This is a genomic window from Halorussus marinus (assembly GCF_004521895.1).
In the GTDB taxonomy this organism is placed as follows: Archaea; Halobacteriota; Halobacteria; order Halobacteriales; family Haladaptataceae; genus Halorussus; species Halorussus marinus.
This window is the reverse complement of sequence record NZ_SBIR01000008.1, coordinates 154,151-167,967: the sequence shown is the minus strand read 5'-3', so window position 1 is coordinate 167,967 and position 13,817 is coordinate 154,151. Positions and strand designations below refer to the sequence as shown.

Sequence of the window (13,817 nt, the reverse complement as noted above, 5' to 3'; positions counted from 1 at the left end):
GCGTTCGGGCGTGGTACCGTCGACCGATGACGTTCGACTCCGACGCCGTGAGGACGGTCACGTTTGACTCTTACAGCACGCTGGTCGACGTCGACGCGGCCGAGCGCGCGCTCGACGCTCGCGTCGAGGACCCCGAACCGGTCTCGAAGCTGTGGCGCTCGCGCTCGCTCGAATACACCTTCGTCGCCAACCACGTCGACGCCTACCAGCCGTTCTACAAGATGAACCGCGACGCCCTCCAGTACGCGCTCGACGCCCACGGCGTCGACCTCCCGCCCGACGAGCGCGACGAGATACTCGCGGTGTACCACGAACTCGACGTGTTCGACGACGTCCGAGACGGTATCGAGCGACTCCGCGACGCCGGCTACGACTGCTACGTCGTCTCGAACGGGAACCCCGAGATGCTGTCCTCGATGGTCGAACACGCGGGACTCGGCGACCTGCTCGCCGACACCATCAGCGCCGACGAGGTCCGGACGTTCAAGCCCGACGCGGCGCTCTACCGCCACGCGGCCGGCCGGACCGGGACCCCGATCGACGAGATCGCCCACGTCACCGCCGGGTGGTTCGACGTTCTCGGCGCCAAACACGCCGGCATGCAGGGGGTCTGGGCCGACCGGAAGGGGTCGCCGTGGGAGCCGTTCGACGGCCGGCCGGACCTCGTCGTCGAGACGTTCCACGATCTCGCCGACGAACTCGGCGCCTGACGCCGGCGGCTCTCGCGATCGAGACCGACCGTCTGGCGGGCCCGGTCGGGCGTCGCGACCGGACGGCTCCGGGAGTCGGCGTTCGGGGCCACTCGCGGCCCGGTCAGTCGTCGGCGGGCGCGGCGGCTTCGGCGCCCGTCCGCGTCGCCACCGTCCGTTCGTTCTCGGCGACCCACCGCAGGAGCAGGAACGAGAACACGTACTTTGCGAACACGTCGAGAAGCGAGTACCCCCACGAGGTGACCCCGACCGACTCGATCAGGGCGAACCCCTCGATGCCGACGGCCCAGATGATCGGATAGCCGAGCCACAACACGAGCGTCAGCGCCCGGAGCGTCCCGAATATCTCGTCGGTCCCCGCCTCGGTCGCCGACGCGGGCCACTCGCTGGCAAGCGCGTAGATGACCACCACGAAGAACGCGCAACTGATGAGGTAGAACACCCACCGAAACAGGTACGAGGAGGTCGTGAGAGCGGCCGCGAGCCCGGTCACGCACATCCCGATGTCGGCCGCGACGACGGTGAACAGGCTCCCGGTGTCGACGTCCGCGAGCAGGCCGAGCGCGAGCAGGATCATCGGCGTCGAGAGCGCCCACGTCAGATACCGTCCCCACTGGCTCATGACCTCCTCTCCGGCCAGCGCGTGGCCCGCCGGCATCTCGACGAACCCGACTGTCAGTCCCGAGAGCAGGCCGACGTAGCTCGAAATCGACACCAGCGGGATCATGAGCGTCGCGCCCCAGATGAGTCGCGCGCGCCGATCGACGACGTTCCGTCCCATGTACACGAACAGCAGGATCGCGACGCCCGCGAGCGCGATGTTGATCCACAGCGACGAACTCAACAGGACGTCGTCCTGTATCTGCGAGTACGCGTCCGCCTGTGACACCTGAAACAGCATCTCGAACGAAGCCATGCTAACTCCTCCCATGTTCGAGTGTTAGTTCTCCTACCATAAATAAGTAGAATCGCGCGGTTCCCGGCGCCGGCTCTACGGGACCTCTCCCGGCGTCGAGCCCCGAGTCCACTCGCCCGTCTCCGTCCCGCACGCCGCGCAGATCGCGACCACCGCCTCGTCGCTCGACGACGCTCCGGCGCGCCGCGTGAGATCGTGGTCGGTCCGCTCGCCACACTCCGGGCACTCGCGAAGGGTCGTCTGCTCGCCGTACGAGAGGGGCGCGCCGAGCGCGAGCGCGACCACTCGCTCGTCGCCGCGGTTCCAGCCCCGCTGGAGTTCGCCCGGCGGGAACCGGACGATCTCGCCGGCCTCGACCGCGATGTCGCCCGATTCGGTCTCGAAGGTGGCGGTCCCCGACTGGACGTAGAACAGTTCCTCTTGGATCTCGTGGCTGTGGTACGCGAAGGCGAAGCTGTCGCCGGGTTCGAGTTCGTAGTAGTTGATCGCGAGGTCGGTCGCGCCGAGCGGTTCGGTCAGGCCTCGCATCACCGCGGCGGGCTGGACGTCGTTGTCGACGTCGTCGATCCGGACTTTCTCCATACCCTCCGTGGTGGGCGGGGGATGAAAAAGCCGACCCCGGGCGCGTCCCGACTCCGGGCGAGCGCTTCGACGCCGATCGGGGCGCCGAGAGGTGACCGACGCGTCAGTGGTGGTGATGGTGGTGGCCGTCGCCTCCGCGGGAGAACTGCCCCGCGAACGCGCGCTGGACGACCTCGGGGAGCGCGGGGTGGACGTGGACCGATTCGCGGATGTCCCCGACGGTCCCGGACCCGGCTTTCATCGCCACCACGACCTCCTGAATCAGGGCCGAGGCGTCGGGTCCGAGGATGTGACACCCCAGAATCTCGGCGTCGAGGTCGACGATCGCCTTCACGAACCCCTCGGCGTGCATCGCGTCGCCTCGGGCGGTCTCCTCGTACCGGTAGGTGTTCGTCGCGTACTCGCGGTCGGCCGCCCGAAGGTCGGCCTCGCGGGCGCCGACGCCGGCGACCTCCGGCGATCCGAACACCGCGAACGGTATCGCGTCGTAGTCGACCGGTTCGAGCCCCTCGCCAAACGCGTTCCGGGCGACCGCCCGGGCCTCGTGGTTGGCGGCGTGTTTCAGGAGGTACTCGCCGACGATGTCCCCGAGCGCCCACACGCCGTCGGCGGTGGTCCGCAGGTACTCGTCGGTCTCGACGAAGCCGTCGGCGTCGGTCTCGACCCCCGCGGCGTCGAGGTTCAGGGTGTCGGAGTTCGGGCGCCGTCCCGCCGCGACTAGCAGTTCGTCGCCGGTGACGGTCACGGTCGCGGCGTCCTCCTCGACCGTCCCCTCGTCCGAGTACGGGTCGGCCTCGACGGTGAGTCGGCCGTCGGCCTCCGAGACCGCGGTCGCTTCGTACCCGGTGTGGACCTCGAAGCGGTCCCGGTACCGGTCGGTGAACGCCTCGGCGACCGCCTCGTCGGCCGCCGGGAGCAGATTCGGCCGTCGGCCGACGACCGCGACCTCGCTCCCGAACGTCCCGAAGAAGTGGCTCAACTCCGCCGCGATGTACCCGCCGCCGACCACGACGAGGCGGTTCGGGGGCGATTCGAGTCGGAGGGCCTCTCTGCTGGTGAGATACTCGACCGCGTCGATCCCGTCGATCGGCGGGATCGCGGGTCTGGAGCCGGCCGCGATCAGCACGGTGTCGGCCCGGAGCCGGGCGCCGTCGTCGTCACCGCCCGAGATCTCGACCGTCCGTTCGCCCACAAATCGGGCCTCGCCGTCGTACAGGTCGTGGCGCGACGACGATTCCAGCCCCCCGCGAATCGATTCGGCGTCGGTTCGGACGTCCTCGGTGACCGTCCGGACGATGTCGGCGAACGCCACGTCGGTGATCTCCGCCGAGATACCGAACTCCTCGGCGCGTTCGATCGTCTCGACCACGTCGGCGCGGTAGAGCAACTGCTTCGACGGGATACACCCCCGATTCAGACAGGTCCCGCCGAGTCGGCCCTTCTCGACCACCGCGACCGACTTCTCTCGGTCGGCCGCCACGTTCGCCACGTCGAGCCCCGACCCCGAGCCGACGACGAGAAAATCGTACTCCTCCATACGGCCCGTACCGCGCCGACGGTGATGAACGCTGTTGCCGCCCACGCCCGTCCAGATCGACGGTCTCCGGGCGATCGTGCACCGCCGTCGGTCGATCGCGAGTCACGCTCCGGTAAGTTCTGCTTACCATCGGGACACGTCGCCTTACACATAAATAAACTTATAACAACTATCAACTCCGAGTCACTCGAAACATCCGGCAAGTATCGGTGTATGGCTAAGAGTAAATGCAGTAGGTTGTGAACTAATGGCATAGATACTATAACGCTGTAAACACGTATGCACGGTTCAATTAGGGCGCGGATACGGCGAGACGGCGGGGCGCTCGATCGGGTGGGCCATGTCCTCTGATTCGCCTCGGAACGGGACGGATCCGACTATCTCGAAGTCGGAGCTACTCGCGGAGCTCCGGCGTCTGGCCGACGAGCTCGATACGTCGCCGAGCGTCGATCAGATGGACGAACACGGCGCGTACTCCTCGCGGACGTACCGCAAGCGCTTCGACTCCTGGAACGAGGCGAAAGCCGAGGCGGGCATCGAGCCGACCCGGACCGTCCGGTACTCGAAAGCGGAGTTGCTCGACCGACTGTGCGCGTTCGGCGACGAGATCGACGCCACGCCGTCGAAGGCCCAGATGCGAGAGCACGGCCCTCACGCGCCGTCGACGTACGCCTCCCGGTTCGGATCGTGGACCGCGGCGCTCGAAGCCGCGGGCTTCGAACCCGAGACGGCCGCCACCGGCATCTCGGTGGAGGACCTCTTGGCCGACCTCCGACGGGTCGCCGACCGACTCGACCGCCGGCCCACCTCCGAGGAGTACGACGAGCACGGTCGGTTCAGCGACTCGACGTACTTCCGGCGGTTCGACTCGTGGGACGACGCGCTCGAGCGGGCCGGCGTCGCCGATCGGTACGAGTCGGCGCCGTCGACCCAGCACGCGACCGCGGAACTCCTCGAAGAGCTCTCGCGACTCGGCGAAGTGCTTGGCCGGGCCCCGACCCACACCGAGATGGAACGGCTCGGCGAGTACAGTCCCGGGACCTATCGCCGACGCTTCGGGTCGTGGCGCGACGCCCTCGCGGAGGCCGGCTTCGATCCGGACGCCGGCGAGCGAGCCACGGCGAAACGCCGGATCTCCGAGGAGCTGTTGCTCGCGGAGATTCGTCGGCTCGCCGACGAGAACGGCCGGCCGCCGACCTATCAGGAGGTCGAGTCCGACGGACGCTACGCCGGCGCGACGTACCTCGATCGGTTCGGAACGTGGAACGACGCGCTCGAGGCCGCCGGCTACGACCGTCGGACCTCCCGGCGCGAGAAGATCCCGACGCGCGAGCTGGTCCGAGAGCTCCGGGCGCTCGCGGCCGAGGTCGGCTCGCGGCCGTACCGCAAGACCATGGACGACCGGGGACCCTACTCCGGGATGACCTACTACAACCGCTTCGGGTCGTGGCAGAGCGCCCTCGACGCGGCAGGTCTCGTCGCCGACGACGGCGTAGCCGTCCTGGTCGCGCGATGTGACGCGTGTGCGACTCGCCTGCGCGAGTCGGTGGCCGACGTCTCGGCGGCTGACGGCGTCTTCTGTGATTCGACGTGTCACACCGGCTGGCGACAGCCGGTCGTCCGCGTCGACGCCGACGTGTTCGACGGGACCGACCCCGACGCCCTCGATCGACTGGCGGCGGCGCTTCGCGACGACGTCCTCGTCTCGGAGGTCCTGTACGCGCTCGACCACGCGCTGTCGTTCTTCGAGAGCGGGTTCGAAGCCGCCGAGTTCCCGGACCACCGGATCGCGGCCGACGGCGACGCGGTCGCGATCACCCGGTTCGGCGAGACGCCGCCCGAAGAGATTCGATTCGAGCGCTCGACGCTCCGGGCGCTCGCCGACCGGATCGAGGCGGCTCCCGAAAGCGAGTCCCACGATGCCACACCGGCCGATCCGACGTTGGGTCAGTCCGAGTCCGCTTGACCCGACCGCTTTCGGCCGTCCGGGTCGGATCACCGGCGCCCGGACGGTGACCTCGCGTTCGGACCGGTTCGGTGGCGATTCGTCTGTTCACCGTCTTGGTGGACGAGTTCGTCACCCGCCCTTTCGGGAGCGATCCAAAGCTATCCGATTTAGGATGTCGACGGAAGGGGTGTAGTGGGCGTCCTCGGGCGAGCGTCCGCACTCGGTAGGATCGCTGATAGGATCGGGACGCGTTGCTACACATCGGAAGCGTCTGGGGCAAATGGCTGTCCACGTAGTCAGTCTTTCTCCACGAGCGCGTACAGCTTGCCCGTATCTGTCCCGACGTACACGGTCCCCGACCCGACTGCCGGCGCTGATCGGACGACGCCGTTGGTGTCGAACGTCCATCGCTCCGTGCCCTCGATAAAGTTAACCGAGGATATCCGTCCACTTTCGTCCCCGATGTAGATCGCGCCGTGCGTAACCATCCCCGAAATCTGTGATGAGACTTCAGCGGTCAGCTCGTACGGCCACGCTCCGTCCTCCTTACTGATGTTGTACAGATTAGTCCCGTCTCCCGCCACGTAGACGTAGCCGTCCATATATATCGGATACTGGTTCGGGACGTCGATCGCGCGCTCCCAGTCTCGTTGCCCGGTTCTCAAGTTTATCGCGAATACCGACGACTCTGTCGCACCCACCAGCCCCTCCTCCGGCTTCACGTTCGGCGTGAGTGATACGGGTCCCTCCGTCTCGTGCGTCCACGTTTCGCTTCCCTCACCGGTGTCGACCGCGTAGATGTTTCCTTCGGTGCTCCCGGCGTAGACGGTATTCGTAGCTCCGAGGGCTGGCGACGAGTCGATCGAGGCGTCGCCGGAGAACGTCCACCGCTCGGTGCCATCCGTCGCATCGACCGCGTACAATTCCTTCGCGCCGACGTACACGGTTTTGCCACGCGCTACTGGCGATGACGAAACGGGACCGGCGGTGGAGTACGTCCACTTCTCGTCGCCTGTCTCCGCGTCCACCGCGTACAGGGTTCGTTCGGTATCTCCTACAAAGACGGTTTTCTCGCCGACGGCCGGCGTCGACTGTATCGGTCCACCGGTCTCGAACGTCCACTGTTCGGAGCCCGATTCCACCGCATAGAGCGTACCTGAAGTACTCCCGGCATAGACGGTCGAGTCGGCCGATGCCGGGAACAGTGTCGCGTCGGTGTCGGTCGCGAACGTCCAGAGGTCGCTACCTCGGCCCGCCAACTCCCGTTGGACGCTTATCAGCGAGGAACACCCGGCGAGTCCCGCTATCCCAGCCGTCCCGAGGGTACCGAGATAGGCCCTCCGTGTGTGTTCATTACCCACAAATATCGAAATACGTTAGTATCCGATATGAATTTCGAAACACTCCACGCGCCCGCGTACCCGATCTCTACACGAGGACACCGAGGCTTCGGCCAGAGACAAGACGCGATCGCCGGATCTGTCTGGTCGAGCGGAGTCGGTCGATCTGGGCGGTGTAGACTCGCCGATGTCGAACGATCCCTGTTGTGATCCCGAACTGCCAATTTCTGGCTCGAACTCGGGGGCATTTTGTATAGCAATATTTGATTTATAGATTCTCGCGCTCAGAACCCGCGTCAGGCTTGGAGTTGAGGTGACTCAAACAGTCACCCAAACATCAAGACTTATACGATTGCTGAGTAAACGGCCCTACTGTCCGAGTATGAACGGCTTGAAATCGGTGTTCGACACGGCGACCGTCCTTCCCCCGGCAATCCGGCATGGCTGAGGCGCACCTCGAGCCCGAAAACTGGTCGGCGCCCGACGACGTCCCGTGGACGCTACTGGGCCTCGACGGGCTCGTCGACGCCTACCGGGCGGTCCTCGCGCCCGCGATGCGCGCGGACGGACTCGATCCCGAAGCCGGCCCGCCGAGCTACGAGTGGCTCCGCGAACACGGCTTTCGACAGCTGATCTACGCTCTTCGCGAGCACCACGACCGGACGGTCGGGGAGTTCTGGCACGGGGAACTCGGCGTCGACTCCGGGACCGACGGCTACGACTGGGGAATCGACCACGAACCCACGATCGCGGCGCTGGAGGGGTTTCTCGACTCGAAGCGGTCCCGCGGGGGCCTCTCGGAGTCGTCGATCGACACGCTCCGCTACCGGCTCGCGACGTACGTCCGGGCATACACCAAAGAGCGCGATACGGATGATCTCTTGGCGCCGGTCGCTCGCGACGGCGACGTGGCCCCCCACGAGGCCGTCGATGCGTGCTGGGCGGCCTTCGACCGCATCCACACGGACTTCGACAGCGGCCGGACCAAGCGTCGGATCCACCGAGTGGTCGACGGCTGGTACGCCCACCTGCTCAGGCGCAAGCGCGCCGCGGTCAACCCCGCGGACGGCCTCGACGAGGAGTACCGCTGGGAGGTTTCGGACGGCGATCCCTCGCGGCTGTCTGCCGACCACGTCCGCGCACTCTACGACGCCGCGGACGCCGAGCGCGACCGCCTGCTCGTGGTCGCGCTGTGTGCGTGGGGACTCCGTTCGGGCGAAGTGGCCGCGCTCCACCGGTCGAACGCGGTGCTCGACGACGACGCCGCGGAGGTTCCGTACCTCGACTTCGACGACCGGAAGAACGGGCCCGGGCAGGTGTCGTTGCTGTTCGGCGTCGCGTCGCTCCGGACCCGGATCGCGACCCTCGCCGACCGCCCCGAGTGGAACGGCTACCTCTTCCCGTCTGACCAGTCCGAGACGGGCCATGTGAGCACCCAGACCGTCCGCAACCGATTCGACGCGCTCGCGTCGAGGGCGTCGCTTCCCGACGAGATCGACGGCCGGAAGCCGATCCCTCAGATGGGTCGTCGGTTCTGGTACGACGCCTACTCGTCGTCGCTCGAAATCGTCACCGACGGGCTCGAAGCCGTCGCGGCCGAACAGGGAAGTTCGAGCCCCGAGGTCGTCCTCCGGAACTACCTCTCTGCGGAGCGGGCCCGCAAGCTCCGGCGCGAACACATGCGCGAGCGACTGGCCGACGCGTTCCCGTCGCGATAGCCCCACGAGCGGCTCGAAACGGCGTGGCTGACCCGGACTTCGTGGAACGCTCTCTCGGTCGCGCTACCGCGGCGGTCGCATATATAACATAGTATCATCTGTTATCGACTCGGGGCGTGTCGGCCACCTGATCGCGGGGATTTATCAGGTCGAACCCCCCAATACCGGGTATGAGCGAAGAACCCCTGAACGAGTCTCTCTCGCGGACGAAGGTGGGGCGGCTCATCGCGGAGTACGACCTGCCCGCGGAGTTCGGCGCCCGACTCGAAGCCCGCTGGACCGGCGATGAGACCGAGCGCCTGAGCCTCCGGGACCTCGCGGACCTGTTCAACCGCCGGCTCCTGGAGGCGGCGATGGCCGACGCGGACGTGTCGTCGGTCGCGGGCGAGGTCGAGAACCTCTACGCGCTGTTGACCGGCGACGACGCGAGCGCGGGCGACCGGACCGAGGCCGAGAACCGCCTCGAACGCGCCGGGATCGACGTCGAGGCGCTCCGCGAGGACTTCGTCACCTATCAGGCGATCCGAACTTACCTACAGCGCCGAGGTGCGGAGTACGAACAGCCGACCGACGAGGAACAGGTCCGGAAGGACCGCGACCGAATCCGCGGGCTCCGGACCAAGACGGCGACGATCACGGAGGATCGGATCGCGTCGCTCCGGAACACCGGCCGACTCGACCTCGACGAGTTTCGGGTCTTCGTCGACGTGAACGTCCTCTGTGAGTCGTGTCTCACTCGATACTCGATCGAGGAGCTGTTCGAGCAGGGCGGCTGTTCGTGCCGACAGGAGTCGTAAGGCCGCCGGGGTCGGCTCGCTCGTGTCGGTCCGGAATGTTCGGACCACTCGGCTCAGCTCCGGGCCTCTCGCGCGCTTCCGACCCTTGCGGTCGGGCTGTATCCGGTCGAGACGGCGTCTTTCGGATGTCGGAAACACTGTCCGAATATCCGGGATTTAAGCCGTCGGGCGGCGACCGGGACGTATGGAACGCGACCCCAAATCGGTGGCGACGACCACCGAAACGTCGTTCGCGGTCGTCGAGGCGATCCGGACGCTCGACGGGGCCACGGCCGAGGAGCTCTCCGAGCATCTCGAACTGGCGCCGAGCACGGTCCACCGCCATCTCGCGACCCTGCGCAAACACAGCTACGTCACCAGAGACGCGGGCGAGTACCGCGTCGGCTTTCAGTTCCTCACGCTCGGGGGTTACGCCCAGCGCCGAGTCACCGCGTACCCGATGATCAAGGAGAAAGTCGACGCGCTCGCCGAGGAGACCGGCGAGCGAGCCCAGTTCATCGTCGAGGAGCACGGCTGGCGGGTGTACCTCTACACCGAGGTCGGCCAGAGCTCGGTCCAGACCGGCGCGCACGTCGGCAAGCGGGGCGTGCTCCACGCGAGCGCCGCGGGCAAGGCGATCCTCGCGAACCTCGGTCGCGAGCGCGTCGAGGAGATCGTCGACTGTCGCGGACTCCCCGAACCCGGGACGAACACCATCGCCGACCGCGAGTCGCTGTTCGACGAGCTCGACCGGGTCCGCGATCGGGGGTACGCGTTCAATCGGGAGGAGACGACCGCCGGCGTCCACGCCGTCGGCGCGGCGGTCACGGACGGTGCGGGCGAGGTCGTGGGCGCGCTCAGCGTCTCGGGGCCTGCCAATCGACTGACCGGCGAGGCCTTCACCGAGGCGCTCCCCGAGCGCATCCTCGAAGCCGTCAACGAGCTGGAACTACACATCGAACACTCGATGTGACTCGCCTCTCGGCCCGAACGGTCGGCCGACCGGCCAAGATCCCGCGACGGGGGTCGCGCGCTCGGTCCCGAGTGACCAGTAGACTTATCAAGTAATCCGCGAAGCGTTGGATATGAAGACCGACGAAACGGGACGACACCGACCGCTCGAAGACGTCCTCGTCGTCGATCTGACCACGTTCGTCACCGGCGGGTTCGCGACCATGATGTTGGCCAATCAGGGCGCGGACGTGATCAAGGTCGAGCGCCCGGGGGTCGGCGACGCCTCCCGCTACGCCGGACCGCCGTTCGTCGACGCCGAGGACTACGACGGGCCCGGGCGGGCCGCGGCCGACGAGGGAGAGTCGCCGTACTTCTGGACGGTCAACTACGGCAAGCGGAGCATCGAACTCGACCTCACGGACGCCGACGGCCGCGGGGCGCTGTACGACCTCGTCTCGGAGGCCGACGTGGTCGTGGAGAACTTCCGGCCCGGGACCGCCGCGAAACTCGGCGTCGACTACGAGACGCTCCGCGAGCGCAACGAGGGGCTCGTCTACTGCTCGATCTCGGCGTTCGGCGAGACGGGGCCGTGGCGCGACCGCGCCGGCTACGATCTGCTGGTCCAGGGGCTCAGCGGGATCATGAGCGTGACCGGCGAGGCCGACGGCCCGCCGGCCAAGGTCGGGCTCCCACAGACCGACCTCATCACCGCGATGTGGGCGGCGTTCGGCACGGTCACCGCGCTGTACGACCGCGAACGGACCGGCGAGGGCGAACGCGTCGAACTCGGGATGCTCGACGCCGCGCTCCCGTGGCTCACCAAGCAGGCCGGCAAGACGTTCGTCGGCGAGGAGCCCGAACGCATGGGGACCAAAGACCCCGTGCTCGCCCCGTACCAGATGTTCCCCACCGCCGACGGTCACGTCACCGTCGCCTGCGGCAACCAGAGCCTCTGGGAGGAGTTCTGCGAGGCGATCGACCGCGAGGACCTGCTCGACGACGACCGGTTCGCCACCAACGCAGACCGGGTGGCGCACATGGACGAACTCGAAGCCGAACTCTCGGCGGTGCTCGAACGGCGCCCAACCGACGAGTGGGTCGACCTGCTCGCCGAGGAGCGCGGCCTCCCGGTCGGCCCGGTCTTCGACGTCGGGGCGGCGCTCGACAACGAGCAGGTCGAGGCTCGCGGCGTCGTCGACGCGGTCGAGCACCCCGCGGTCGGCGAGATTCCCGTCGTCGAACACCCGCTCAACTACGACCGGGCCGACGCCGGCTTCGACCGGGCGCCGCCCCTGCTCGGCGAGCACACCGTCGACGTGTTGCTCGGACTCGGCTACGACGAGTCCCGAATCGTCGAACTCATCGAAGACGGCGTCATTCCCGAACCGTAACGGATCGTCCACGATGGGGTGTCGGTCGGCGCGGCTCTCGCCGACCGGTCGTCCGCAGTCGCCGTCCAGGAGAGATCGGAAAGAGAGCGAAGTCCTCAGAAGTTCTCCGGGTTGGGCGTCTCCCCTTCCGGCCAGGCCTCCAGCTCGGCGCCCGGCGGGTAGTGGAGCCTGCCCTGGTCGTCCCAGCCCCAGCCCGCGTCCGAGAGGGCCTGGCGGGCGGCCTCGACGTTGCGAGTCTCCTCGCCCACTTCGGTTAGGTACTGTTCGTCGTACCAGGGGTGTTGCTGGGAGTTGAAGGTGCAGTAGGTGACCTCTTCGGACTCGCCGAATGCGTAGGTCTCGTTGAGGCCCTGGCGGTCGACCGCGTACGACAGCGCCTGACGGAACTCTCGGAACATCCCGGGCGCGAACGACATCTGGGGCATCATCCCGAACGGGAGGAACGCCGCCCCGTTGACGATCTGGGCGGTGTCGCCCATGCTGTCGGCGATCTGGCGGCCCGCGTCCGGAGTCAGCGTCACCGCGATGCTCAGTTCGCCGTTCTCGAACGCTCGGCGGACCGCGGAGACGCTGTCGTAGATCTGCATGACGATCGGCGTCTCCACCTGGAACTGGGGATTCCCGTCGTGGGGCTCCAGCGCGATGTTCTCCTGATTGTTGTACGTCGAGATCCGGTACGGGCCGGCCCCGATCATCGGATCCTCGAAGTCGGTCGGGTTCTCCTCGATGCCCGCCTCGACGTAGGGATCGCGCGGTAGCACGCCGAACGTCGGCAGCTGGGCCGTCACCAGCGTCGGGGCCGGGTCCGGCGTGACGAACCGTGCCGTGCTGTCGTCGACGGCCTCGACGGTCAGCTCCTCGGGCAGCGCCGTCCACTGGTAGTTGCCCGCGTGGTACTGTTCGCTCAGGAACTCGTAGGTCCACTTCACGTCCCCGGCCGTCACCGGGTCGCCGTTGTGGAAGGTCGCGTCACGGAGGTTGAACGTCACCTCCGTCCCGTCGTCGGACACCTCCCAGTCCTCGGCCAGCACGGGCACCCGCTCGTAGTCGGAGTTGTACAGCATCAGCGGCGAGTGGGTCAGTTGCGTGTACAGCCCCAGCGAGTCGGTGTCGCCGACCGTCGGGTAGAAGCTGCTGGTGAGGAACTCGCCGGGCAGGTTCGCCAGGATGGTGTCGGTCCCCGACTGGGTCTGGGCCCCGCTCTCGACCAGCGCCGACCAGTTGACGGCCGAGAGCCCGGCGCCGCCGGCTTCGATCGGCTGGACCATGTCGGTGTTGAGCGCGGCGGTCGTCGGCCGTTCGATCGTCGGCACGAACGGCATGTCCTCCGAGTAGATGCTCATCGCCTCGCCGACGACCTGCCGGCGCTCCTCCGGGACCCCGATCGTGGCCTGCTGGTCCACCAGCTCCGAGAACTCCGCGTTGGCGTAGTTCGAGGGGTTGTACTCACCGTTCGCCCCCGCCCGGTCGATGCTGTACGACTGCAGGAGGTTGTTGGGATCGAGCCGGCCCGGGTCCGGGCCGTGGCTGTTGACCGCGACGTGAAAGTCGCGCACGTCGTCGCCGACCGCGGTGATCCCTTGGGCCGTGGTCATCGGCTGGGTCTCGATCTGGATACCGAGGTCGGAGGCCACCGACTGGATGTTCGAGATGGTCTCCTCGAACAGGACCGTCGGCGGCCCCTGGTCGGACCAGTACTGGAACGTTAGCGTCGGTACCCGTTCGCCTAGTTCGCCGTCATCCGCCGCCGTCCCGGTCTCCTGACCGCCCCCCTCGGTCGTCGTCTCCTGGCGACCGCTGCCGCTACAGCCCGCCAGCCCCGCGGCCGAGGCGGCGCCGATCGCCTGCAGGACTCTCCGTCTGTCGACACTCTCCCGTTTGCCATCTGTTGGCATGGGGCGTAAGTCTCCACGGATGGCTAAAAGAATACCGGTGACATTGAACA

The 13,817-nt window shown here is 67.3% G+C and carries 11 protein-coding genes; 6 read left to right on the top strand and 5 right to left on the bottom strand.

The window, feature by feature from the left end:
- The first annotated feature begins 26 nt into the window (after positions 1-26).
- Positions 27-710 carry a haloacid dehalogenase type II gene (locus tag EPL04_RS12030; protein ID WP_134671596.1) on the top strand — a complete coding sequence of 228 codons (684 nt, stop codon included), beginning with the start codon at positions 27-29 and terminating at the stop codon, positions 708-710.
- A gap of 103 nt (positions 711-813) precedes the next feature.
- On the opposite strand, the gene EPL04_RS12025 is transcribed toward EPL04_RS12030, so the two are convergent.
- From EPL04_RS12025 to EPL04_RS12015, 3 genes are all read right to left on the bottom strand, one after another.
- Positions 814-1,611, bottom strand: a complete 798-nt coding sequence (locus EPL04_RS12025; protein WP_394345875.1) for a bacteriorhodopsin — start codon at positions 1,609-1,611, stop codon at positions 814-816.
- 90 nt (positions 1,612-1,701) lie between these two features.
- Complete coding sequence (locus tag EPL04_RS12020; protein ID WP_134671594.1) at positions 1,702-2,208, bottom strand: cupin domain-containing protein; 507 nt, start codon at positions 2,206-2,208, stop codon at positions 1,702-1,704.
- Between the two features lie 103 nt (positions 2,209-2,311).
- Complete coding sequence (locus EPL04_RS12015) at positions 2,312-3,745, bottom strand: dihydrolipoyl dehydrogenase (protein WP_134671593.1); 1,434 nt, start codon at positions 3,743-3,745, stop codon at positions 2,312-2,314.
- 340 nt (positions 3,746-4,085) lie between these two features.
- Between EPL04_RS12015 and EPL04_RS12010 the strand changes: the two genes are divergently transcribed.
- Positions 4,086-5,711 carry a homing endonuclease associated repeat-containing protein gene (locus EPL04_RS12010; RefSeq protein WP_134671592.1) on the top strand — a complete coding sequence of 542 codons (1,626 nt, stop codon included), beginning with the start codon at positions 4,086-4,088 and terminating at the stop codon, positions 5,709-5,711.
- Between the two features lie 278 nt (positions 5,712-5,989).
- Here the strand turns inward: EPL04_RS12010 and EPL04_RS12005 are convergent, their stop codons facing one another.
- Positions 5,990-7,054 carry an outer membrane protein assembly factor BamB family protein gene (locus EPL04_RS12005; protein WP_134671591.1) on the bottom strand — a complete coding sequence of 355 codons (1,065 nt, stop codon included), beginning with the start codon at positions 7,052-7,054 and terminating at the stop codon, positions 5,990-5,992.
- Between the two features lie 419 nt (positions 7,055-7,473).
- On the opposite strand from EPL04_RS12005, the gene EPL04_RS12000 reads away from it, so the two are divergent.
- From EPL04_RS12000 to EPL04_RS11985, 4 genes are all read left to right on the top strand, one after another.
- A complete protein-coding gene (locus EPL04_RS12000) occupies positions 7,474-8,751 on the top strand; it encodes a tyrosine-type recombinase/integrase (protein ID WP_134671590.1) in 1,278 nt (425 codons plus the stop codon).
- Between the two features lie 170 nt (positions 8,752-8,921).
- The gene (rdfA, locus tag EPL04_RS11995) at positions 8,922-9,548 is read left to right on the top strand and encodes a rod-determining factor RdfA (protein WP_134671589.1); all 627 of its coding nucleotides are present in this window, start codon (positions 8,922-8,924) and stop codon (positions 9,546-9,548) included.
- A gap of 184 nt (positions 9,549-9,732) precedes the next feature.
- Complete coding sequence (locus EPL04_RS11990; RefSeq protein ID WP_134671588.1) at positions 9,733-10,500, top strand: IclR family transcriptional regulator; 768 nt, start codon at positions 9,733-9,735, stop codon at positions 10,498-10,500.
- A 112-nt stretch (positions 10,501-10,612) separates the two neighbouring features.
- Positions 10,613-11,872: a CaiB/BaiF CoA transferase family protein gene (locus tag EPL04_RS11985; protein WP_134671587.1), complete on the top strand. Its 1,260-nt coding sequence runs from the start codon at positions 10,613-10,615 to the stop codon at positions 11,870-11,872.
- Between the two features lie 95 nt (positions 11,873-11,967).
- Here EPL04_RS11985 and EPL04_RS11980 read toward each other — a convergent pair whose 3' ends face one another.
- Positions 11,968-13,767, bottom strand: a complete 1,800-nt coding sequence (locus EPL04_RS11980) for an ABC transporter substrate-binding protein (RefSeq protein WP_134671586.1) — start codon at positions 13,765-13,767, stop codon at positions 11,968-11,970.
- Between the last annotated feature and the right edge of the window lie 50 nt (positions 13,768-13,817).